This is a genomic window from Exiguobacterium sp. SRB7LM (genome assembly GCF_015712685.1).
Taxonomy (GTDB): Bacteria; Bacillota; Bacilli; order Exiguobacteriales; family Exiguobacteriaceae; genus Exiguobacterium; species Exiguobacterium profundum.
The window spans coordinates 1,412,602-1,434,437 of record NZ_VWVR01000006.1; the positions used below are offsets into that span (position 1 = coordinate 1,412,602).

25 protein-coding genes are annotated in these 21,836 nt (G+C 48.5%); 2 read left to right on the forward strand and 23 right to left on the reverse strand.

Features of this window, described 5'->3' with window-relative positions; translation table 11 throughout:
* The 7 genes from F3H97_RS08045 to F3H97_RS08075 form a co-directional block, all read right to left on the reverse strand.
* Entirely contained in the window at nt 1-1,893 is a 1,893-nt protein-coding gene (locus tag F3H97_RS08045; protein WP_196431013.1) for a motility associated factor glycosyltransferase family protein, read from the reverse strand.
* 143 nt (nt 1,894-2,036) lie between these two features.
* Nucleotides 2,037-2,861 (reverse strand): flagellin N-terminal helical domain-containing protein, encoded by an 825-nt coding sequence (locus F3H97_RS08050; protein ID WP_196431014.1) that lies wholly within the window; start codon nt 2,859-2,861, stop codon nt 2,037-2,039.
* Nucleotides 2,862-3,097: 236 nt separating this feature from the next.
* A complete protein-coding gene (locus tag F3H97_RS08055) occupies nt 3,098-4,390 on the reverse strand; it encodes a methyl-accepting chemotaxis protein (protein ID WP_159562662.1) in 1,293 nt (430 codons plus the stop codon).
* A gap of 122 nt (nt 4,391-4,512) precedes the next feature.
* A complete protein-coding gene (locus F3H97_RS08060; protein WP_074036219.1) occupies nt 4,513-4,836 on the reverse strand; it encodes a hypothetical protein in 324 nt (107 codons plus the stop codon).
* A gap of 10 nt (nt 4,837-4,846) precedes the next feature.
* The gene (locus F3H97_RS08065; RefSeq protein ID WP_196431015.1) at nt 4,847-5,674 is read right to left on the reverse strand and encodes a GNAT family N-acetyltransferase; all 828 of its coding nucleotides are present in this window, start codon (nt 5,672-5,674) and stop codon (nt 4,847-4,849) included.
* A 60-nt stretch (nt 5,675-5,734) separates the two neighbouring features.
* Nucleotides 5,735-5,926: a hypothetical protein gene (locus F3H97_RS08070; protein WP_196431016.1), complete on the reverse strand. Its 192-nt coding sequence runs from the start codon at nt 5,924-5,926 to the stop codon at nt 5,735-5,737.
* 60 nt (nt 5,927-5,986) lie between these two features.
* Nucleotides 5,987-6,472 carry a hypothetical protein gene (locus tag F3H97_RS08075; RefSeq protein ID WP_196431017.1) on the reverse strand — a complete coding sequence of 162 codons (486 nt, stop codon included), beginning with the start codon at nt 6,470-6,472 and terminating at the stop codon, nt 5,987-5,989.
* A gap of 156 nt (nt 6,473-6,628) precedes the next feature.
* Here F3H97_RS08075 and F3H97_RS08080 point away from each other — a divergent pair, with 156 nt between their 5' ends.
* Nucleotides 6,629-7,126 (forward strand): hypothetical protein, encoded by a 498-nt coding sequence (locus F3H97_RS08080; protein WP_031422805.1) that lies wholly within the window; start codon nt 6,629-6,631, stop codon nt 7,124-7,126.
* A 37-nt stretch (nt 7,127-7,163) separates the two neighbouring features.
* Here F3H97_RS08080 and F3H97_RS08085 read toward each other — a convergent pair whose 3' ends face one another.
* The 3 genes from F3H97_RS08085 to F3H97_RS08095 form a co-directional block, all read right to left on the reverse strand.
* Nucleotides 7,164-8,099, reverse strand: coding sequence for a DMT family transporter (locus F3H97_RS08085; RefSeq protein WP_196431018.1), 936 nt, complete (start codon nt 8,097-8,099; stop codon nt 7,164-7,166).
* 102 nt (nt 8,100-8,201) lie between these two features.
* Nucleotides 8,202-8,489: a putative quinol monooxygenase gene (locus F3H97_RS08090; protein WP_074036210.1), complete on the reverse strand. Its 288-nt coding sequence runs from the start codon at nt 8,487-8,489 to the stop codon at nt 8,202-8,204.
* 115 nt (nt 8,490-8,604) lie between these two features.
* Nucleotides 8,605-9,465 (reverse strand): YitT family protein, encoded by an 861-nt coding sequence (locus F3H97_RS08095; protein WP_196431019.1) that lies wholly within the window; start codon nt 9,463-9,465, stop codon nt 8,605-8,607.
* 177 nt (nt 9,466-9,642) lie between these two features.
* Here F3H97_RS08095 and F3H97_RS08100 point away from each other — a divergent pair, with 177 nt between their 5' ends.
* Complete coding sequence (locus F3H97_RS08100) at nt 9,643-10,557, forward strand: YitT family protein (RefSeq protein ID WP_082131986.1); 915 nt, start codon at nt 9,643-9,645, stop codon at nt 10,555-10,557.
* A gap of 55 nt (nt 10,558-10,612) precedes the next feature.
* Here the strand turns inward: F3H97_RS08100 and F3H97_RS08105 are convergent, their stop codons facing one another.
* The 13 genes from F3H97_RS08105 to treP form a co-directional block, all read right to left on the reverse strand.
* Nucleotides 10,613-11,668, reverse strand: coding sequence for a GGDEF domain-containing protein (locus F3H97_RS08105; RefSeq protein WP_196431020.1), 1,056 nt, complete (start codon nt 11,666-11,668; stop codon nt 10,613-10,615).
* A gap of 94 nt (nt 11,669-11,762) precedes the next feature.
* Nucleotides 11,763-11,990 (reverse strand): carbon storage regulator CsrA, encoded by a 228-nt coding sequence (gene csrA / locus F3H97_RS08110; protein WP_012726976.1) that lies wholly within the window; start codon nt 11,988-11,990, stop codon nt 11,763-11,765.
* Complete coding sequence (gene fliW / locus F3H97_RS08115; RefSeq protein WP_196431021.1) at nt 11,990-12,427, reverse strand: flagellar assembly protein FliW; 438 nt, start codon at nt 12,425-12,427, stop codon at nt 11,990-11,992. The genes csrA and fliW overlap by 1 nt, the downstream gene beginning before the upstream one ends.
* Nucleotides 12,428-12,442: 15 nt before the next feature.
* Nucleotides 12,443-12,997, reverse strand: coding sequence for a DUF6470 family protein (locus tag F3H97_RS08120; protein ID WP_230872833.1), 555 nt, complete (start codon nt 12,995-12,997; stop codon nt 12,443-12,445).
* 27 nt (nt 12,998-13,024) lie between these two features.
* Nucleotides 13,025-13,957 (reverse strand): flagellar hook-associated protein FlgL, encoded by a 933-nt coding sequence (flgL, locus tag F3H97_RS08125; protein ID WP_159562671.1) that lies wholly within the window; start codon nt 13,955-13,957, stop codon nt 13,025-13,027.
* Between the two features lie 6 nt (nt 13,958-13,963).
* Nucleotides 13,964-15,454 carry a flagellar hook-associated protein FlgK gene (gene flgK / locus F3H97_RS08130; RefSeq protein ID WP_196431022.1) on the reverse strand — a complete coding sequence of 497 codons (1,491 nt, stop codon included), beginning with the start codon at nt 15,452-15,454 and terminating at the stop codon, nt 13,964-13,966.
* Between the two features lie 12 nt (nt 15,455-15,466).
* Nucleotides 15,467-15,823: a flagellar export chaperone FlgN gene (gene flgN, locus F3H97_RS08135; protein ID WP_074036203.1), complete on the reverse strand. Its 357-nt coding sequence runs from the start codon at nt 15,821-15,823 to the stop codon at nt 15,467-15,469.
* Between the two features lie 114 nt (nt 15,824-15,937).
* Nucleotides 15,938-16,189 carry a flagellar biosynthesis anti-sigma factor FlgM gene (locus F3H97_RS08140; RefSeq protein WP_074036202.1) on the reverse strand — a complete coding sequence of 84 codons (252 nt, stop codon included), beginning with the start codon at nt 16,187-16,189 and terminating at the stop codon, nt 15,938-15,940.
* Nucleotides 16,190-16,212: 23 nt separating this feature from the next.
* Nucleotides 16,213-16,608: a flagellar protein gene (locus F3H97_RS08145; RefSeq protein ID WP_074036201.1), complete on the reverse strand. Its 396-nt coding sequence runs from the start codon at nt 16,606-16,608 to the stop codon at nt 16,213-16,215.
* An 18-nt stretch (nt 16,609-16,626) separates the two neighbouring features.
* The gene (locus F3H97_RS08150) at nt 16,627-17,295 is read right to left on the reverse strand and encodes a ComFC family protein (RefSeq protein ID WP_196431023.1); all 669 of its coding nucleotides are present in this window, start codon (nt 17,293-17,295) and stop codon (nt 16,627-16,629) included.
* Nucleotides 17,292-18,449, reverse strand: coding sequence for a DEAD/DEAH box helicase family protein (locus F3H97_RS08155; protein WP_196431024.1), 1,158 nt, complete (start codon nt 18,447-18,449; stop codon nt 17,292-17,294). The genes F3H97_RS08150 and F3H97_RS08155 overlap by 4 nt, the downstream gene beginning before the upstream one ends.
* Before the next feature lie 121 nt (nt 18,450-18,570).
* The gene (gene treC, locus F3H97_RS08160; RefSeq protein WP_196431025.1) at nt 18,571-20,205 is read right to left on the reverse strand and encodes an alpha,alpha-phosphotrehalase; all 1,635 of its coding nucleotides are present in this window, start codon (nt 20,203-20,205) and stop codon (nt 18,571-18,573) included.
* Nucleotides 20,206-20,287: 82 nt separating this feature from the next.
* Nucleotides 20,288-21,736, reverse strand: coding sequence for a PTS system trehalose-specific EIIBC component (gene treP / locus F3H97_RS08165; protein WP_074036194.1), 1,449 nt, complete (start codon nt 21,734-21,736; stop codon nt 20,288-20,290).
* Between the last annotated feature and the right edge of the window lie 100 nt (nt 21,737-21,836).

Genomic DNA, 21,836 nt, shown 5'->3' on the forward strand with positions numbered 1-21,836 from the left:
CTACACCTCGATCTTGAGTTCATGTATATTACTTAGTTGTTTAATTAATGAGTCTATCGTTTCTTTCATAAAATGTAGGATTTGTATTCTCATACTACTGGATTTTCTATATTGATTATGCAGTTTGATTTTGTTTTGGATAATCAACAAATTTACAAATTGTAACGGCATAATATGTGTTCGAAACGCCGGAAGGTCGAGCATCGAATCCCACTCACGTAATAATGCTTCAAATTCATCTATATTCACTGCTCTCTGCTTGACGCTTCTCCCCAATTTTTTAGACAAACGCTCGAAACGGTCCATATGACCAACCAAATCTCTTTGAACTTGCATTACAGGTACATTGAACATTACATCATTACTTTCAAATTTAAGCTTTAGCTTAGTCCCTTTTTCATCTTGCATTGTATCCAGAGGTTTGTAAGGTACTCCTTCGATAACCGCTCCTTTTTCAGCATAATTCACCAACCTAGAAGCAAGTCCTGGTAATCGATCAAATAAGATTTTATATCCACTCAAAAAGTTAAACAGTATAGGTGTCGTCTCACCCCGATTACCGTTGTTTAAAGGAATTTCATATACTTTTTTATGGAACATTCCATCGTTAGAAGAAGCTTCTTTAACTGATGCACTATAGTACACTCCTTCTCGTAAAGCTAAGTCTTGACCTACTAATCCAATCTCTTCAAAACCTAAATGATAAGCAAACGAGACCGCTGCTAGTGCTACTGTAGGATAAGGAGTAAACACTGAATTCGAGTATGGTAACAAATCATGTGCTAACGGCATGTCCGCATAAGGAATAAGTGGTCCTTCCGTACCTTGAGGGATTTTATGATTTACTTGTAATGAATAAACTAGAGGCATATCCAATTTAATATCTTTAAAGAAGTGTGCATTCTCGTCACTTACGTCAATAGAAATGACATAATCAGGACGAATTTGATGATTTAATAATACTTTTGCAGTTTGTCCAATCGCAATAATATAATATGATTCCTGAAATGCTTTAAGGTATGGTATGGCTTCTTCTAGAGAAGGACCACCTGCAATCATTAAAGCTTTTTTACCTTGATAATAATCTTTCAACTCATCAATATTAACTAAACGGTCAGGATGTTCATTTAAGAAGAATGCATTTCTAAATATTTCTTTGTACCATTTCTCTGTATATTTCATTCTTGTATTCAAATCAATTTGAACTTCTTGAAGAAAATTTCGAACTGATTTTAACTGTTCTATAAAATCTTGCGAGTGCTTATATAAAGGATGAGCGATGACTTCCGTTTTTAATCCGATAAATCTCTGTAACCGTTTCTGTAATTCTTGTTTATCAAGCGATTGTGGAGAAGTTAGTACTCCTTCAGATTCTACATCTGTGAGCAAAACAAAAGGATCAACGACTAATGTATGATACATAGTTGATAGTTTTGAATAAAAACCACCACTACCATAACCAATTAAAATAATTGCTTCTGTCTCTTCCGGAAGTTGATTAATTAAATCAGCCAAATTCTCTTCCATTTCATTAATAAAATAGGATTTTCCATCCTCGTCTTTCAATAGGGCCATCTGATAACTATTAAAGTTGAACGGATACACTAATGACTTTTTGTTCTCAACCGTTGACAATACTTCATATTCACTAATAAGTAATTGTAAATTGTCGTATACAATATTTGCAAATAATGCAGGATTTTGAGACTTGATTTCTGATAATCGAATAATGTCTTCATTAGTACGAATACCATTGGAATTAATCTTTTCACCAAAGACTTTTATCATTGATAAAATATCACTTAAAATATTCCACTCATTATTTTCTATGAGAATACTTACTTGATTTGAAACCTCATAAAGTTCATTTAATATCTGTTTTAGCTGCGACATAAGCCACCCCTTCATTAACTAAAATCAATCTATTTTAAGTATACAATTATGTTATTTTAATATCGATAGTCTGGGAAATTTATTTAAAAAAAGGGAAACAGACGTTATGTCTGTCCCCCTCTTTATGTGACTTTAAGAGAATCTTAACGTAACAACTGAAGTACAGCTTGTGGCTGTTGGTTCGCTTGAGCAAGCATTGCTTGAGCAGCTTGGTTCAAGATGTTGTTTTTCGTGAAGTTCATCATTTCTTTCGCCATATCAACGTCACGGACACGTGATTCAGCAGCTTGAAGGTTTTCAGCACCAACGTTCAAGTTGTTGATTGTGTGCTCAAGACGGTTTTGTGTTGCCCCGAGTTTCGCACGTTCAGAAGATACTGACTCGATTGCATCGTTGATAACTGTGATTGCTGAGTTAGCACCAGATTGTGTTGAAATATCAACAGCTTCTACGCTAAGACCAGAAGCAGTCATGTTTCCGATTGTCAATTCGATGTTCTGTGCAGCGTTTGCACCGATGTGGAATTTAAGACCTGAACCAGCGCCAGAGAATCCACCGCTCATCAATGTCTTCGTGTTGAACTCAGTGTTGTTCGCGATACGCGTAATTTCACTTGTCAACTCTGTAACTTCTTTTTGAAGCTCAGTACGGTCAGCATCTGTGTTCGTATCGTTTGACGATTGAACTGCGAGTTCACGCATACGTTGAAGGATTGAGTGTGTTTCGTTCAAAGCACCTTCAGCTGTTTGAATGAGTGAGATTCCGTCTTGTGCGTTACGTGACGCTTGATCAAGACCGCGAATTTGTCCACGCATTTTTTCAGAGATTGCAAGACCAGCAGCGTCATCGCCAGCACGGTTGATGCGAAGACCTGAAGAAAGTTTCTCCATTGCCTTCCCAGAGTTAGTTGTGTTGAACGACATGTTGCGGTGTGCGTTCATTGCGTTAAGGTTGTGGTTGATAATCATTGTAATTTCCCTCCATAGGTTTGAGTTTTTCCGCTCTTCCAAATCCGTTTGTCCGAGCATGTAAGGTTTAGGCCGGCCCCTCACCTTACATTTGTTGGAACGTTTTATCGTTTCCATACTCTATATCGGAGTGAAGGCTCGGCAGTTTAGTCTTTTTACAACTTTTTTTATGATTTCTTCAAATTTTATATTTATGAAATGAAAAACGCCCCATCATTGGGACGTTTTCAACCTTCTTACACTTCTACTTTCATCTGTTCCGTCTCATTCTGCAAACTCTCTGCGACGCGAACGAGCTCTGACATCGCCCCGTTCACTTCACCAAGACTTGCCGCTTGCTGGCTCGCCGCTGATGTCACTTCATTCGCATAACGCGATGCTTCTTCGACCATGCCAACGATGCCCGCTGAGTTTGTCACAACCGAATCGATCTGACCACGTGACTCATCAAGGAGTGAATCGACCGAATGGACATGACTGTATACTTCATTTGCGGAATTGTGAATCGATGCGAACGCACCACCTGCTTTTTCAACTAAACCGACACCTGTCTCCACTTCTGCTTTGACGTTCGCCATTGAAGACGATGTATCGCCAACGAGACGCTTCACGTCTACGATGAGATCCGTGATTTCTTGAGTCGAGTTCGCTGTTTGTTCCGCGAGTTTTTTCACTTCTGCCGCAACGACAGCGAATCCACGCCCATGCTCTCCGGCACGTGCCGCTTCAATCGATGCGTTCAAGGCAAGCAAGTTTGTCTGTGCTGAGATGTCACTAATAACATCCGTGATACGTGAGATCTCGCCTGTCATTTCCGTCAACTGGCTGTTGAGCGTCGATGACTGTTCGACTTTCCCGGCAATCGCATGCATCGCATGAACTGAAGACGAGGCAAGACCTTTCCCGCTCTCTGCTTCCTGTTGCATCTCGCTCGCCGAATCAAGCGCCGATGACATCTCTTGGCGGATGCTCTCCATCGTACGCGCGACCGCTCCGAGCAAGTCCATCGAGTTATATGTCGCACTGACGTTATCTTCTAACATTTTGTTGAGAGAATCCATCGCAGAACGAATACTTTCTCCTGCAACGTTCCCTTCTTGAACTGAAGCTGCAATTTCCTGCGCCGAACCCGTCAATTGGTCAGCCGTGTAACGCATGTTCGTGCCTTGTTCCCGAAGGTGTTCGACCATGTTGTCCATCGACAAGAGCAAACGTCCCATCTCTGAACGATCCGTCGTCTTCTCGTCGGCGAAGTGCACCGTCAAATCACCATTCCCGACTTCGACAGCTTTTTCAGAAGCCATCTCGACCGCTTTCAGTGGACGACGGGCAATCAAGTAAATGACGATTCCGCCGAGTGATGAGATGAGTAATGCCACGACCGTACCGACGAGCATGACTTGACCTTGTTCCATCTCGAGTTCCGTCAAGAGTAATAGGGTGATGTAGCCGACCGCTCCGCCCGTGATAAAGGACGTGACCAAAATCCACGCGAGCAATTGCGTCGTAAAGTTTTTAAATACTTTCACTGTTTGTTCCTCCTCATTGTGTTCATCACTTACTATATCGTCCAATTTCCAATGAATGTATAGCGTTTTCAGTTGAACGTTTGGTCAATGAAAAAACGTACTCCGTCAAGGAGTACGTTTCATCAAAATGCTTCATCGTCACGTTCAACATGAATCACACGGCGTGGTGTCGTCGCCGCATCAATTGCGAGCGCGATGGCAGCCGCCCAGTGTAGCATCATCCCGACAAATGGAATGAAGCCGAGCACCGAGGCCGCAATTCCGACCGCCGCACCGTAAGAGAAGCGACTCAATCGACTGAACGAAAGAATCAACACGATCACGTGGTAGACGAACATGAAACCGAGAGGCGAATAGCCCATTCCGATGATGAAGAGACCGCCAAGAAGCGGAATCCCGAGGAAGGCTTCAAACGCCGCGCCGAGCCATTTCAGATTTTTCACCATGTGGTTCACCTCACACTTCAATCATATAAAACTCATAGCCACCATTCTCCGCAAAACCGGCACGTTTATAAATCTCGAGCGCCGCCTTGTTTTCCGTCTCGACATCGAGCTCGACTTTCGTCCGGCCCATACGGAACAGTTGTTGGACCATCTGTTTCAACATTTTCGTGCCGTAGCCTTTGCCTTGCTCACCTGCTTTGACCCCGAACGCATGGATGCTTGCCGCATCATCCCCAGTGAGAAGGGCGCGAATCACGCCGATCGGTTTGCCGTCCACTTCACCGATATACGTCACGCGGTCTGGCGTATCGATTTGTTGATAGATATTTTCCGTCACATCGACCGGATCCCCGAACGCCTCGCTGAGCGTCGCGATGATGAGCGGACGATCCTCTGCTGTCGCCTCACGTAGCGATACCTCGTCCGGCTTCAAGAAGAGTTCCGCTTTTTTCAAGACGAGATTGTATTCCGAGAACTGATACGCCGCCTGAAGATGCTCGAGCACCGCTTTCCCGGATGCCGAGTTTCGGTCGATGACGAACGTGAATGCTTCGCAACCGTTCAACTTCGCGTCTTGTTTTGCCGTTTCGAGTAGTGCCGTGAAGACACCTTGTTTCCGGTATTCAGGATGAACGAGCGCATTCACTTCATACTCGTTCGGAAGATACGGGAAAAGCATGAGATACCCGACGAGTGTCTCCCCGTCATATACCGCATAGTCGTTCTGCCCGATCGACTCATGCCCAACCTTTACGTCGATCTTGTCGTTCGCGTTGACCGCCTGTTCTAACGCTTTGACGTCATCTGCCTGTCTTACTTCTTCTACTGTCCAATTCATTCATATCACCTCATTTGTATTGTAGCACAAAGGAAAAAGCCCGCCGTAGCGAGCAGACATTCAATAATTTCTTTCTTTCTGCAAAAGATAAGTCAATTCTCGCATCATGACCGAGATGACAATGACAACAGCCAAGGTGAAAAAGCTTTCTTGTTTCGGTAAATCAAATATATAAATCGCGACGATAAACAAAAGGATTACAATCAATCCCTCCGAATAATCTCGTCTTCGGCTTGGTAATGTCTTTCGCAAACGTCCCCCACCTCTCTGAAAAAGACTGCAAACGATTCAGCCGTCTACAGTCTCTCCATGTTACAACGTTCGAAACTCTAACTCAGGAAGTGTCTCGATCAACTCGGCAATCTCGTCCGTATGCGCTTCCGCACCCGGGACGGCCTCAGTCGGTTCGACCCAGAAGAACGTCTTGTCGTTCGTCCCGAGGTAGTTGCCGTAGCCGATTTCTGTCGCGAACGCCTCTTGCGTCAATTCGCGGTCGATCAAGTCTAGGTGGAACAAGAGCTGGTCGTCCCCGTCCTCAACGTTATAGTATAAATCGAACGTACCGTAGCTCTTCGTGTCCCCGATGTCGACGACGTCCTGCGCCTTCTCGATATAGACATCACCTCGCTCGATCGCCTCGACAATCTTCGACGGCAAGATGATCTCATAGCCGAGCTCACGGTCACGAATCGTCTGCGTCGTATCCTCTGTCCGTCCCCGGGAGGAGACGACACCGACTGTCGCCACCAATGCACCTGTCACACCGAGCGCGAGCGCCCATTTCATCGATTTGTTCACAAGAACCACTCCTCACTTGTTAATGTCTTCACTTGATTATCCCACAAGTTGACGACTTTTCATTAAATATTCTGAAAAAATGTTTCCCCTTACATTGACGAGTGTCCGTCAATCCCATACGATGGTAGTAACGTACTATAGAAAAGAGGAACTGACATGTCTAACGAAACTACTTTGACACGCGCTCAGCTCGACGCGCTCTTGAAAAACGTCTTCGCCCTTCAAATTCCCGTCATCGAGAAATTCATGACGGATTTGTTTAAACAATATGTCTCCACGGCGTCTACGTTCAAACAGGACATGGACACGATGAAAGCAACGGACTGGCACAAGCATTTCTTCGGCCAAAAAGTGATGCCGCACCTCTTCATCGAGAACCTCGGATTCGGTGCATCATTCCGTCATCAAGGCCAAGAAAAGGTCGTCAGCATCCCTGAGAACATGACAGTCGTCAAACCGGACTCAGACGCGCAAATCAAAGAGATTTTAGAGAATCTCGACCAGACGCTCGCATCAATGGACGGCGTCAAAAACAAAGGACTCGTCAAGAAGTTCTATAAAGAAACGCTCGAACTGATCTGCCAACTCGGTAGCCGTACCGGTATGATGGATGATTTCTATGACAAAGTCAAAGGCAGTTTGACAACAAGTTAATGACCATCCCCTCGCTAAAAAGACTGAGGGGATTTTTTTATGCCTCTTGTCGAACGACGGTCGGGAGCTCCATAAACTGACTCCGACTGTGGAAGACGACCCCGACCATGACGAGCGCGATCCCGGACAAAGCGATTGGCGATGGCATGACGGCATGCAGGAAGACCAGTTCCCCGATGAGCGCGAACAGGACTTCGAGCGCTTGCGTCGCTTCGACGGACGCCAGTCTTCCCATGTCATGTTTGACGAGATCGGTCGCCATGAAGAATAGCACGGTCGCGACAACCCCGGATAACAGGGCGACGAGGAACGTCTGCCCGAGCTGACTCGATGAGGGACGCCCCGTCGTCAACCCATACGCGAACAACAGGAGCCAGACCGGGAGTGACCCGAGACACATTCCGAGGATTCGCTCGAATACGTCGAGGTCCGTGTGCTGCATCATCTTCCGGTTTCCGAGCGGGTAGGCAAATGCGGCGATGATGACCGGCACGACCCCGAGCCAAATGAAACGAGGTTCGAACGACTCGAAAAACTCCACTTGCATCATTACGACCCCAATGAGAATCAAGACCGAGAAGCGAAGTCCGCGCCATGGGATTCGCTCCCGTGTTCCGTCTGCCTTCTTGAAGAGCGGGGACAACAGTGCCCCGGCGACAATCGTCACTTGCCACGTGCCCGCAATCAGCCACGGGGGTGCGACCTCGGCTGCGAGACAAATCGGAACGTAAAACAATCCGAATCCGACCGTCCCCCAAAGAATCCATGGACGAGGACTTTCTCTCAATGCTGAGAGGACTCGCTTGAGTCCACCACGAAACGCGACCACAACTAGCAGTAACGGAATCATCCACAAAAAGCGGAGCGAGGCACTATAGGCAAAGCTGCCACCTCCGACTTGCATCACTTCGTTCAACACGAACGTGCTCGCAAAAAACAAGGCGGCGAAGACACCGAGTATGAGTGGACGCATACGTTCCCTCCTTTCCGAATCCTGTCATGTTCTCGACATCTCGCCATTTCTCCTGCAAAAAACGGACGACCCTTGGCCATCCGTCTTTTTATTCCTTCTTGGTCATGTCCGGAGTTCGAGTGCGGCAATCCGCTCCATCCGCTCGAGGATTGGCTTCGCCTGATCGATATATGCCCTCACTTCAACAAGCGACAACGACGCCGCATGCGCCTCCTCATTTCGCCATACTTCATAGACGAATACGGTATCCGCCTCATCGAGCGACACATGGACCCGATACGATTCACAATCCGATGTCGCCTCCATCTCCCGCGCCGCTTCCGACAAAATTGCTACGAGTCTATCGCGTTGCCCCGCTTTCGTGACAAGCTTTCCAATCAGTGCGTACATTTCCAATCCTCCCCTTTCTCTTGCATCGACTTCTTCCACTTACCATATGCGATTTCCTGCTTGGTCGGTTCACACGTGTAGAGGTTAAAAAAAACGGACAACCTTTGGCCATCCGTTAATGAATATCGCGTTTTTGGAAGTTCCCGCCTTTGACCTCTGTCACCTCATACACGACGACGAACGCTTTCGGGTCGACATCATCGATGATGTCTTTGATTTTTCGTTCTTCGAGCCGGTTGATGACACACGTGATTTCGTAATAACTTTCTTTGGAATACGCCCCTTGAATTTGATTCAACGTGGCGCTCCGTCCGAGACGGTCCCGAATCGTCTCGACCATCTCATGCGGTTCACTCGTGATGATTTTGAACGTTTTCGCCCCGCTCAATCCCTCTTCGACGATATGAATCACTTTCGAGGCGATGAAGTAAGCGATGGCTGACAAGACCGCTCCTTGAAGACCAAACACCGTCGAGACGACGAGGAAGACGAACGTATTCAAAAATAAAATCAAATCACTCGTACCGAACGGCAATTTACGGGATAACAGGACAGCCAACATGTCGATGCCGTCAAGCGCTCCCCCGTTGCGAAGCGAAATCCCCATTCCGAACCCGAGGATGATCCCACCGACCACGGTGATGAGGAGCGCGTCCCCTTCGATGATAGTCGGAACATGGTGCATAATGACCGTACCGACAGACAAAGACGCAATCCCGGTGACTGAAAGGATGGCGAAGCTCTTCCCGATTTGTTTATAACCGAGATAGACAAACGGAATATTTAACACACCGATGAAAATACCGAGCGGCAGTCCCGTCAGTTGTGACCCGACAATACTGATCCCTGTGACACCCCCGTCCGAAACGTTATTCGGAATGAGGACCGATTCCAATCCATACGCCGCGATGAGTCCCCCGATGATGTTCATCATCATCTGAAACGCCATCAACCACGTTTTGTTTTCTCGTTTCATCCTATAGACCTCCATCCATTGTTCAACAACCTTCTTAGCCTAACATAAAATAATACCAAAATAATTTATCAAGAATCCTCCATCAATTCTGAATATTCATGTCAGATTCTCTGTCGTAAATGATTGTCGGTTCGTATCATTTGTTATACTTAAGAAAATGGAAAGGGGGCACCATATATGCAGCGTACACCCATGCCTTCCCCGACACCGGAGGAAGTGCAGCGCTTAAGGCGCGAACATAATCCGATCAAGGCGTCCGAACTGTTTGCAAAAGTCGTCCTTTTGCTGCTTGGCTCCCTCGTCTTTGCCGTCGGCTTGGAGGCGTTCCTCGTACCGAATCAAATCATCGACGGTGGTATCGTCGGTGTCTCGATCATCGTGTCGTACTTGACGGAGACGAAACTCGCGATTTGGCTCGTCCTCTTCAACTTACCGTTCATCTACTTCGGGTATCGGCAAATCGGAAAGACGTTCGCCGTCGTCACGTTGACGGCCATCCTGCTCATGTCGGCCTTCACTATCGTCCTTCATGACATCAAGCCGTTCACAGACGACCTCCTCTTGTCGACCGTCTTCGGCGGTTTTTTACTCGGTGCCGGAATCGGGCTCGTCATCCGGGCGGGAGGGTCACTCGATGGAACGGAAATTCTTGCCGTTTCCTTCACGAATCGATTACCGTTCTCCGTCGGAGAGATTGTCATGTTTTTCAATATCTTCATCCTCGGGACGGCCGGTTTCGTCTTCAGTTGGGACCGGGCCATGTATTCGCTCCTCACCTATTTCATCGCGTTCAAGACGATCGATGTTGTCCTAGAAGGAATTGACCAGTCGAAAGCTGCCTGGATCATCACGTCCGCACCAGACGATATCGGGCAAGCCATCATGGACCGGCTCGGTCGAGGTGTGACGTATCTTCATGGAGAAGGCGCCTACACAGGTGACGGGAAGAAAGTCGTCTTCACGGTCATCAGTCGATTAGAAGAAACGAAATTAAAAGACATTCTCGATGACTATGATGAAAAAGCGTTCCTCGCCATCGGCAACATTCACGACGTCCGCGGCGGTCAGTTCAAGAAGAAAAACATTCACTAAACGGGAAATCCCCTATAACCGCTGGACCATCATCGCCAACGGTTATAGGGGATTTTTACGCAAATTTGACCTGATTCCGACCATTTCGCTTTGCTTCATATAATGCTTCATCTGCTCTTTCGAACACGACCATGCTCGGCTCATGCCCTGCAATCGCTGCACCGATTGAAATAGTCATCGGAATGATTTCACCCTGAAATTCGAATGGTGTTCGCTGTACCATCTGGACGATGTTTTCTGCCACCTTCGCCATGCCTTCACTACCTTCAATGACAAGCAAAAATTCTTCGCCACCGTATCGCCCGACAAATCCAGAAGGCGGACAGCTTCGTTCCAACGTTTGTCCGATATGACGAAGCGCTGCGTCTCCCGCCAAGTGCCCATATGTATCGTTCAACTGTTTAAAATGATCGACGTCGATGACGAGTAACGTCCACGGTTTACCGGACATTTCCAAATCATTCATCTGTTCGAGCGTCCTGTAACGGTTCGGGAGTCCCGTCAACTCATCAATGGTCGCCCGGTGCGTATGTAGGAGAAACATCCATAGATGCGTCTCGAGTTTCTTTGCGGCCCAATAGCAGAGCCACGCCCCAAAAGATAACATGAGAAAATAAGGGACGAATACATTTATGAAGACCGTCTCATCCACACTGCCGCTCACCCGAATCAAGACGAGGAGCGCACCAAACCCGATGTAGATGGCATACCCTCTCCCTCGACGAATCGGTAAGCGTGTCATGACAAGAGAAAATAGAAAGAAGACAAATAACAGTAGTAACGAGTCTACGAACGGAGCACTCATTCCGTGCAGCGTCGTGCGTCCGATGAAGATCAGACCGAGCGTGACGATAGCGCCGAACGGTCCAGCGAACGTTGCGGATAAGGCAATCGGGATGAGACGAAGGTCGATTCGTGCATCCCCTAATTCGATGGAGTTGATGGTTAAGAGAATTGCCGTCAATCCGTTAGAGACTCCAAACCAAAAGCGTACAAATAACGGGGAAGTCGGCTGAATCGGTAAAACCGTCCGCATCACATAGAATGTGAGTGACATGAATAAAAAGATCAGACTGATGTTGATAAAAAAACTATTAATACCTGTTTCCACCGATTCCCCTCCTTCCTTTCACGTTTCCATCCTATCCCAACCCATCGAGCGCTGTCATCCATCAATTACCGGATTCATGAAAAAAGTCGAAAGCTCACGCTTCCGACTGCTTTTGAATCATCTGCTTCATCAAGTTAGCACTGTTTCGTGCCGACTCGTTCTCTTCCTGCATTTGAATGTAAACCTCATGGCGATGGATATCGATATGACGCGGGGCATCAATCCCGAGCTTCACTTGGTCGCCTTCAATGGCGAGTACCGTGAGCGTCACATCGTCGCCGATATGGATGGCCTCACCTTGTTTTCGTTTCAATACGAGCATCAGCGCACCTCCGCTTTCGTGCCACCGAGTGGATAACGAGCTGGATACGCATCGTCTAGGATGACTTGTTTCCCGCGACGTTCCTTCGTCTCGATGACGATCGGTGCTTTCAAGTTGAGCGTCGATGAATCAAAAGGTTCACGAAGCGTCACAATAGAATAGACCGATACGTGTTCCGCCTCCTCGATTCCGAGTTGGTCTTTCGCGCCATCCGACAATTCAAACGCATAGTCCGACTTATGCCAAAACGGATTCGTCACGACGAACGCGCATGCCTGTTCCTCAATCGACTGAAGCGACCAGAACGGTAACTCTTCCCCATACGGGATCAACACGAACGTCTTTGATTCCGGGAATCCCGGAATCTCACTGACGAAGGTGATCGTCTCCGCTTCGTTTATTTCAATCTTGCCAAAGTAGTCTGTTTCAATGAACATGGATTGTCCTCACTTTCAACGCGTTTCATCATACATCCCACCGACCGGCCACATCTCGAGTGACGCCTGTTGACGGAGCGAAATGTCCGTCGTCCACGGCGTGAACGAGATGTCGGTCGGAGTGAGCGATACATCAATTTGGGGTGGTGTGATATTCCACTCGATTTTCACATCCGCCGGCGTATACGTCAACTTGACACGATCGATTGATTTTGGCATGTAGCCCATGTCAACAATCGGATATGGGTCATTCACTTTCTCAGCCGCTATCGAAGGGATCGGATTCCCGTTCTCGATTCGCATCATTCGGTCGCCGTCTCGAGCGATATTCGCCATCGCTTCTCGGGCACCTTGTTCCCCAATCCGCCCGAAATGTTTACCGAGTTCGAGCACACCCTTCAGATTGCTCTCACTTCTCGCTACTGATGAATCAACCTCAAGCTTCCCTTGCGTCGTCTGTTGCGTCATCTCGGCTCTCCCTTGTTGGATAGACAGGTCGGCCCGTCCTTGACGCATCTCGAGTACCGGTCGATTGGATGTCATCTGAATCGCGGCCTGTGTCTGCCGCATCTCAAGTCTCGCGAGATTCATCATCAATTACCGTAAGAAGTCGAGGAGCGTCGGCTGAATGATGCGGGCACCTGCAGATAACGCTGCACGGTGTACAGTTTCATGTGACTTCAGCTCCATAATGACTTTTTCTACATCGATGTCTTCATTATCAGACATGATGGTCTTGGCGATAATCTCATGATCTTGAAGACGATTGTCGACGAGCTCCAAACGGTTTGCTCGGGCACCGAGCTCCGCCCGTTCCGTGATCAAGTTTTGACCGAGTGTGTCGAGCGTATCAAGTTCTGCAGACAAATCTGCCCCGGCAGTCGTTGGATCATTAAGAAGTGTAGTTAATTTATGAAGCCCTTCAAATAACTCCTTACCAAAAACCGTTTCCGGTTGCATGTTCACTTGTACTGTAATTCCTTTTGACACTTCAAATTCGATTTCCCCACTTGTTGCAGGTGCCGTTCCACTCTCATAAATCGAATCGACAGAACCAGCCGGATTCGCTAAATACGCTTTTAACTGGTCGACATTGATGAGAGGTTGATCTGTTTTCGTACCGTTATAAATATACTTTTCACCTGCTTTTGAGTTCGCAAGTGAACCGATGTGTTCGATCAATTGATCGACCTCGCTCTTGATGATGGCACGTTGCGACGATTCATACGTATCGTTCGCCGCTTGTGTCGTCAACTCACGAATCCGTTTGACAGCTTCCGTGACTTCGTTCAATGTCGAGTCCGTCAAATCCATCCAACTTGTCGCTTCGCTGACGTTACGTCGGAATTGGTCGACTTCTCGCACCTCGGTCCGGTAACGGATTCCCTGCATCGCAACGACTGGATCCTCCGATGCTTTTTGAATCCGTTTCCCGCTGATGAGCTGTTCCTGGACACGAGCGAGTGTGTTGTAACTACTTGATAAATGCTTCAAGTTCGTCTGTGTGAGCATTGTCTGTGTGACACGCATCAGTCATTACCTCCCTACGACACCCATGCCGTTAATGATTTTGTCTAACATTTCATCGACAGCTGTGATATTTCGAGCCGCCGCATTATAAGCGTGTTGATATTGAATCATCATCGTCATTTCTTCATCGAGCGAGACTGCGCTGACAGATAATCGACGTTGGTCCGAACTACTTAAGAGAGCAAATGTACTCTTTGCCAAGTTCGCGTTTTGGCTAGCCTCGACTGCCATGTTTCCGATGACATTTTGATAGTACTTGCCGATCGAGGTTGAGGTCGTAACCGAACCCGCAAAGTTAAGCGCACTTTCTTTCAATTGCGCAAGTTCGAGAGCACCACTTCCATCCCCGATGTTCCCGTCCTTAGATGCTGCAATTAAATCTAAGTTCTTCATGAAATCAGGGTTCACAGTAATCGTAGCGGCGCTAGTAGTACCAACGAAAAAGTCAGTTCGACCGGCATTCCCGTCCGCGTCCATGTTTGTTCCATGCGCTACATTAAATGCTGATGCGAAGACGTTCGCCATCTCATCTAAGTCTTTGAGCATGTTGGTGAATGCCCCGTCAATCGCCTCTGGACCAGTTGCACTTCCGTACATTTCAACAAGTGCTTTCCATTTTCCGTTAGGCATGTCGGCATGTGTCATCGATGTATTCGTACCTGCAGCATCGGTCATGGTCATCCCATCAAATTTCCCAACTCCGCCCGTAAGACCGTCTACGAGTTTTACTTCTGTACCACCGACGACTACACGAATATCGATTCGTCCTTCTGCGACACGTTGCGAGTTCCCACGTGTTTCGCCGTTCGTGTAATCAACAGGCACACGTTCGAATTCAATGTATTGCGACAACTCATCCATGTAGCGATCGCGCTCATCATACAATTCATTTGGCAGAACACCAAGAGGCTCTGCATCACCGATTTGACGGTTGACGTCACTAATTTTCGTCAACAAATCATTGATTTTTTTCGTGACGACACCAGCCTCGGTCTTTAAGTCATCCTGTACTTTAGTCAATGATGAAGACATATAGTTAAATGTCTGTGCCAATGTCAACGCTCGTTGCCGAACTACGCTTCGCGCACCCGTATCGTCCGGGTTGACCGACAAGTCTTGAAGTGATGCCCAGAACAAGTCGAGCGATTTAGCGAGTCCGTTCTCAGACGGTTCATTGATGATATCTTCCATCCGACCGAACGCGGCTTCTTTCGTCGCATAGAAGGCGTTCTTCACCGACTCATCACGATACTGTTGATCGATCATAAGATCGCGAATTCGGGCGAGCGTCTCCCCGCGTACCCCTGTCCCGAATTGTCCGGCTTTCGTCCCGCCGAAGTTGACCGAGAGCTGTTCGGTCATCCCGAGTGTGAGCCGTTGGCGTGAATAGCCAGGGTTTGAGGCGTTCGCCACGTTATTACCGGTCGCTTGAAGCGCCCATTGGTGTGTCGAGAGACTGCGGCGTGCCGTCTCTAATCCCATAAATGTTGAACCCATTCCACTTCCTCCTTAAACGTCACGGCTGAACGAGCGTGTTTCGAACGCTTGTTGTCCGTATGTAAAATCATCTGCTTCCGGCATGAGCATATCCAGATGCCAAGTAATATAACGAAGGGATTGTTCGAGCAACGTCGCGTTCAATTCGTTCTGTCGCTTTAACTCGAACAAGACCGGTCTCAATTCCTCTATCTCTTCATCGTCCAATTCATACGTCCCTTGAAGTCGTTCCGCTTCTTTTTGTGAAATTTGTCGGACGAGTTTCGCTTCTTCTTTGACGAGCGTGCTAAATGCCACCATGTCATTTTGAATAAGTTGCTGTTCTTTTGCGTAAGCCAATTCGAGTAACCGTTTATGTAATGTGAGCATGAGTCTCTCCTTTTTTCAAAAAAAGAGCCGACTAAAGAAAGGGGTACCCCTTATTTAGTCAGCTTCCGTGCCGTGTTATTCAGTGCGAAGGCCTCAAACGGACCTCGCTTCCATTCATCCTTGTAGAAAGCGTTTAGCGATTTCGCGCGCGTCCCGTGAATATGTGCCTGCATCAATCTCCGCTTTTAAAGCGTCGATTTTAGCGAGACGGTCCGGATGTTTCACCGGTTCTTCAAACCGGGCGCGAGCTTCCGCCGAAATTGACAATTGGTCCGTTTGGCTTGATTGCGCGGGCTTCGGCTCGACTTGCGTTTTCTTTTCATAAGTGTTTGGTAAGTGTACCCACTTGGCTGAATCGATGCGCATGCGTCTTCCCCCTCTTCATGATGTTAATCCAAACGATAAGCGCGGATACTCGACTTTTTCGCCAAGCCCTCCTGCATCTCCTGTAGACTGGACAGTTCCTTCTGCATTTCTCTCTGGCAGTTCGAACAGATTTTCCCTTCATTCGTAGGCCGACCACAACGGACGCAGCTGATGGCAAGCGCCGGATTGTCTTTGATGATCAAGCGTCCTTCGTGGATGTATCGCGTGATATCAAGTTCAGAGACACCTGTCGCTTCGACGAGGGCTCCGATGGTCGTCTGTTTGTTGGCTGGTTCACGAATGAAATCGCGGACTTTCAAGAAGTTTTTATAATCGACTTCATTACATGATGGACAGTACGGTGAACGTCCCTGTTTCATAAACAAGCGCCCACACATTTGGCAAGTTGCTGCATCCATTGGTTTCACCTCTGCCCTTTATATCGGACGCGATTTTGATTTGTTTAGCGCCCGAAACAAGCAAATCGCAGAAACTTCTGATGCACCTGCCTGTTGCAACGAAAATGCCGCCTGATGAAGGGTCGTTCCCGTCGTATAGACGTCGTCTACAAGAATGATTTTCCCATATTTCACTGAAGTTGGTACAGTGAAAGGGTTCGTTCGGTGTCGTCTTCCTTCTTTCCCGAGTTCACGTTGACTTGAAACCTCCGTTTTTTCGAGAATCTGCCGCGTCAGACCGATATATCGCGCGAGCACCTCGGCCTGATTGAAACGACGTGTCTGAAGTCGCTCCTTACTCAACGGAATCGGAACATAGGTCACGCCAGATGAACGCAATGCCCGAAGCGCTGGGGCAACCGATGAGGCAATGACGACATCCCCGCTGAATTTATATCGATGTAGCCAGTCAATTCCTGCATCATCGTACGCGTACAGGCAGCGGACGGTCAAGTCGAGACCGAGTGCGAGCCAGCGGATGCAGTCCGGACACGTCTCACCGGTCTCATTTGGTTGACCGCAGCGTGGGCAACCTGTCCCGAGCGGCGTCAGTTTCGACTCGCAAGAGGGACACACCCAGTCCCGTCGCCATAACGTATCAGGTGTCCACGGGACGGTCATCGACTCATGACAAAGAAGACATTTCATCGCCGATTCGCCTCCCTGATCTTCTGGATGGCAACATCTTGTCGGAATGTCCGCTCCTCGTAAAAGAAACAGACCTCTCCTGTCGGTGTGTCCGGTTTTCGCCCCGCCCGACCCGCCATCTGAATGAGACCCCGCGTCGAGAAGAGACGATGTTCACTTTCAACCACGGCGACCTGCACGTCGCGAACCGTCATCCCTCGCTCCCAGATTGAGGTCGCAAGGACGATCCCTTTCGTTTCTTGAAGCCAATGGAGTGTATCCAACCGTTCTTCCGTGTCAGCAGAAACGGTTTGACACGTGATACCTGCCTCTTGTAACCGACTTTCATATCGCTCCAAATCAGGCTTCGTCGGCACAAACAAGAGACGGGGTTTCAAGGCGTGACGTCGACAGAAGTCTAGGAGTCGTTCGTCGGACTGTTTGACAAGTGTCGGGACCGGCAAATCGAATCCGTGATAGCGCCGCGACAGATGAACCTTCGGAAGCAATTGTTGCCAAACGGTCGGGGTCGCCGTGATAAATAAGAAGACATTTCTCCCGGCCCGACGGATTGTATTCCAAAGTGCCACATCAAAGGCAAACGGGAAGGCATCGGACTCATCGACGAGCACATAATCGAACACGTCACGTAAATTCATGAGTAACGGTGCGGTCGCCACTGTGATCATCCCAATGGAGTCTTTTTCTCCCCCTCCATATCGTTTAGTGACAGGGACTGTGAACGCCTGTTCTAATCGTTCGACCCATTCGATGGCGACATCTTTCCTCGGAGAGACAACCAACACTCGCTTCCCTTCATTGACAACACGCTCAATCACGGGAAACGTCATCTCGGTCTTCCCAGCGCCACACACCGCATGCACAAGTCCCGTCCTCCGTTCGTCCCACCACGTGAGCAGTTGGTTCGCGACCCGCTTTTGGTCTGGGACGAGCTCGAATGGCATCGTCAATTCGGTCGTCTCGGTTGGAGTTGTGATGTCCCGTTCCTGTAGAAAATCACATCGGCAGACACGCCCGAGGTACAAACAATTTCGGCAATAGGCACAGCGTCCATGATGACAAGTGAACGTCCGGACGTGCGTGCTGAGACAGCGTTGGCAGACGCCGAAGCGGATGGCTCGTTTTCCTTTCGGTGCGACAATAAGTTCTCCCATAACCTGACTCCTTTTTGTCATCACGCTACCAAAATACCTATGTAAATACGATTCAACTTATCTAAAACAACATAGGTCTACTACACAAATAGGACCCGACGAAAAAATCGGGTCCCATCTGTTAAATCTGTTTATAGAACATGATCGCCTCATATGGACGAAGAGACAACGACATTCCGTCGAGCTCAGGCACGTCGTAGTTGTGACTGACGACGTTCACCCGCTCGAATCCTTCTGGAATCGTGTACGTCGTTTCAATTCCATAGAAGTTGGCGACGACGAGTAGCTCCTCTCGGTCCGTCTTCCGTGTATATGCCCAAACGTCTAGCGAATCAGGAGTAAGAAGCGTGTAGTCTCCGTCCGTCAAAACGTCAAGTTCTTTTCGTAATGCAATCAAGTGTTTGTAGTGGTAGAACACTGAGTTCGGATCACGAAGCGCCGTTTCAACGTTCACGTCCTCATAGTTCGGCGCCACGTTGATCCACGGTGTGCCGCTCGTGAAGCCGGCATGTGTCGTTGCATCCCACTGCATCGGCGTTCGCGAGTTGTCGCGTGACTTCTGTTTGATGGCGGCCATCATGTCATCATGCGACACGCCCTCTTCCCGCTTCAACTTGTAGATGTTGAGCGTTTCGATATCCCGATACTCGTCGAGCGAATCGAAGCCAGGATTCGTCATCCCGATTTCTTCCCCTTGATAGATGTACGGCGTCCCTTGAAGGCCGTGGAGCACTGTCGCAAGCATCTTCGAGCTCTCGACGCGGTGGTTCGTGTCGTTCCCAAAACGGCTGACGACACGTGGTTGGTCATGGTTGCACCAGAAGATGGCGTTCCATCCTTTCCCGTGCATCCCACGTTGCCACGTCGACATGATGTCTTTTAATTGAACGAAATCGAACGGCGCCGCGACGAATTTCTCGCCGTTCGGATAGTCGACTTTCAAGTGGTGGAAGCTGAACGTCATGCTGAGCTCGTTCTCGTCCGGGTTTGAATAGCGTACGCAGTGATCGAGCGTCGTCGAAGACATCTCCCCAACCGTGATGACGTCGTGCCCATCAAATACTTCTCGGTTCATCTCTTTTAAATATTCGTGGATGCGTGGACCGTCCGTATAGAACTTGCGACCGTCCGATGCGTCTTCTGGGAAGTCCTGTTCTTTTGAAATGAGGTTGATGACGTCCAGACGGAATCCTTTGATTCCTTTTTTACGCCAGAACCGCATCATCTCGTAGACGTCCTCGCGCATCTGTTCATTCTCCCAGTTCAGGTCAGCCTGTGTCACGTCGAACAAGTGGAGATAATATTGTCCGCTCTTCTCATCATATTCCCACGCATTCCCACCGAACTTCGATTCCCAGTTCGTCGGTTCGTCGCGCCAGATGTAGTAGTCACGGTACCGCTCGTCTCCCGCCAATGATTTTTGGAACCATTCGTGCTCGGTCGAAGAGTGGTTGACGACGATGTCCATCATGAGGCCGATGCCCCGCGCCTCTGCTTCACGGATCAGTTCGTCGAGGTCCTCCATCGTCCCGTAAGACGGGTCGATGGCATAATAATCACTCACATCATAGCCGTTATCGTGTTGAGGTGACTGATAGACAGGCGTCATCCAAATGTATTCGATGCCGAGTTCTGCCAAGTAATCCAGCTTCGCCGTCACCCCTTTGATCGATCCGGTCGCGTTCCCTTCCGGACTGTAAAAACTTTTCGGGTAAATTTGATAGACGACTGATTTGCGCCAATTTTTCTGTGTCATCAACGACATCTCCTTTTTGTAAGAGTTTTCATTTCAATAAGAAAGAGGGAAGAACTGCCGTCCCTCCCTCCCGAGTCAATACTTATGCGACTTTGTTTTCTTCAAGTTCACCTTTCTTCATGTAACGCTTCGACAAGATGAATGTGAGCGCGAACGGAACGATGATCGCGATGACCATGCCCACGATGAAGAGAAGGATCTTATCTGTGAAGATTGAGAGGAATCCAGGGAGTCCTCCGACACCGATGGCGATTGCTTGCACATCGTTCAATGTGATAAAGATAGCAGCGATTGCCGACCCGATCATAGCTGAGTAGAACGGGAATTTATTTGGTAAGTTGACCCCGAACATGGCCGGCTCTGTGATTCCGAAATAAGCCGAGATGGCTGAAGTCGATGCCATGCTCTTTTGTTTCGCGTTGTGCTTGTAGACGAAGAACATCGCGAGTGCGGCCGAACCTTGAGCAATGTTTGAGAGTGCGATCATCGGCCAGATGAACGTACCGCCTGTATCTGCGATCAACTGAAGGTCGATGGCGATGAACAAGTGGTGCATCCCGGTGACGACGAGCGGTGCGTAGAACAATCCGAAGAGGAGTGCCCCGACGACCGGTACGGCTTCGAACGTGTTGACGAGTCCTGTCGCGATCACGTTTCCGATTCCACGAGTGACCGGTCCAACGATTGCGAGTGCGAGGAATCCTGTGACAACGATTGTTGTGATTGGAACGACCAAGAGTTGAATGGCGTTCGGTACACGTTTTTTCAAGAACATCTCGATTTGGCTCAAGATATAGGCAGCGGCGAGTACCGGCAAGATTTGACCTTGGTAGCCGACTTTCTCGATTTCGAAGAGTCCGAGGATATCAAACGTCGGGACATCTCCTTCAAGTGCTGCCGTTCCGTAGCCCCATGCATTCAAGAGGTCCGGGTGAACGAGTAAGAGACCCATGACGATCCCGAGTACTTCGCTCCCGCCAAATCGTTTCGTCGCCGACCAACCGACGAGTGCCGGTAAGAAGACGAATGACGTATTCGCCATCATGTTGATGAGATCCCAAAGTCCTTGCAAGTTCGGATACGCCTCGATGAGCGTCTGTCCTTCGATGAAGAGACCTTCTGAAGCAAGTAGGTTGTTGATCCCCATGAGGAGACCGGCTACGATGATGGCTGGAATGATCGGCATAAAGACGTCAGAGAAGACTTTGACGAGTTTTTGAAGCGGATTCATTTTTTTGCCGCCCGCGGATTTGACCTCGGCGACCGTTGCCGCCTCAAGTCCAGCGAGCTTGATGAACTCGGCATAGACGCGATCGACATCGCCGGCTCCGATGACGATTTGATACACGCCGGAGTTCTCGAACGCCCCTTTGACGAGATCGATTTCTTTCACGCGTGCCTCATCGACTTTTGATTGATCCTTGAGGGAGAGACGGAGACGCGTCACACAGTGCGCGGCCTTGTCCACGTTGTCTTTGCCCCCGATCGCTTCTAAGATCTCAGCGGCAATTTGACGATAATCTGCCTTCATGTTGAATGTCCTCCTTTGTTTGAAAACTGTAAATGAAAACGGTTACTTATGAGTACAAACAAAGTATAACTTATCTATATAAGTTAAGTCAACAACTTAT

Excerpts from the sequence above, each read along its gene's own strand:
- F3H97_RS08045 (WP_196431013.1), bottom strand. The coding sequence starts at position 1,893 with ATGTCGCAGCTAAAACAGATATTAAATGAACTTTATGAGGTTTCAAAT.
- F3H97_RS08050 (WP_196431014.1), bottom strand. The coding sequence starts at position 2,861 with ATGATTATCAACCACAACCTTAACGCAATGAACGCACACCGCAACATG.
- F3H97_RS08060 (WP_074036219.1), bottom strand. The coding sequence starts at position 4,836 with ATGGTGAAAAATCTGAAATGGCTCGGCGCGGCGTTTGAAGCCTTCCTC.
- F3H97_RS08065 (WP_196431015.1), bottom strand. The coding sequence starts at position 5,674 with ATGAATTGGACAGTAGAAGAAGTAAGACAGGCAGATGACGTCAAAGCG.
- F3H97_RS08080 (WP_031422805.1), top strand. The coding sequence starts at position 6,629 with ATGTCTAACGAAACTACTTTGACACGCGCTCAGCTCGACGCGCTCTTG.
- F3H97_RS08085 (WP_196431018.1), bottom strand. The coding sequence starts at position 8,099 with ATGCGTCCACTCATACTCGGTGTCTTCGCCGCCTTGTTTTTTGCGAGC.
- F3H97_RS08090 (WP_074036210.1), bottom strand. The coding sequence starts at position 8,489 with ATGTACGCACTGATTGGAAAGCTTGTCACGAAAGCGGGGCAACGCGAT.
- F3H97_RS08095 (WP_196431019.1), bottom strand. The coding sequence starts at position 9,465 with ATGAAACGAGAAAACAAAACGTGGTTGATGGCGTTTCAGATGATGATG.
- F3H97_RS08100 (WP_082131986.1), top strand. The coding sequence starts at position 9,643 with ATGCAGCGTACACCCATGCCTTCCCCGACACCGGAGGAAGTGCAGCGC.
- csrA (WP_012726976.1), bottom strand. The coding sequence starts at position 11,990 with ATGCTCGTATTGAAACGAAAACAAGGTGAGGCCATCCATATCGGCGAC.
- fliW (WP_196431021.1), bottom strand. The coding sequence starts at position 12,427 with ATGTTCATTGAAACAGACTACTTTGGCAAGATTGAAATAAACGAAGCG.
- F3H97_RS08120 (WP_230872833.1), bottom strand. The coding sequence starts at position 12,997 with ATGCGGCAGACACAGGCCGCGATTCAGATGACATCCAATCGACCGGTA.
- flgL (WP_159562671.1), bottom strand. The coding sequence starts at position 13,957 with ATGCGTGTCACACAGACAATGCTCACACAGACGAACTTGAAGCATTTA.
- flgK (WP_196431022.1), bottom strand. The coding sequence starts at position 15,454 with ATGGGTTCAACATTTATGGGATTAGAGACGGCACGCCGCAGTCTCTCG.
- flgN (WP_074036203.1), bottom strand. The coding sequence starts at position 15,823 with ATGCTCACATTACATAAACGGTTACTCGAATTGGCTTACGCAAAAGAA.
- F3H97_RS08140 (WP_074036202.1), bottom strand. The coding sequence starts at position 16,189 with ATGCGCATCGATTCAGCCAAGTGGGTACACTTACCAAACACTTATGAA.
- F3H97_RS08145 (WP_074036201.1), bottom strand. The coding sequence starts at position 16,608 with ATGGATGCAGCAACTTGCCAAATGTGTGGGCGCTTGTTTATGAAACAG.
- F3H97_RS08150 (WP_196431023.1), bottom strand. The coding sequence starts at position 17,295 with ATGAAATGTCTTCTTTGTCATGAGTCGATGACCGTCCCGTGGACACCT.
- F3H97_RS08155 (WP_196431024.1), bottom strand. The coding sequence starts at position 18,449 with ATGGGAGAACTTATTGTCGCACCGAAAGGAAAACGAGCCATCCGCTTC.
- treC (WP_196431025.1), bottom strand. The coding sequence starts at position 20,205 with ATGACACAGAAAAATTGGCGCAAATCAGTCGTCTATCAAATTTACCCG.
- treP (WP_074036194.1), bottom strand. The coding sequence starts at position 21,736 with ATGAAGGCAGATTATCGTCAAATTGCCGCTGAGATCTTAGAAGCGATC.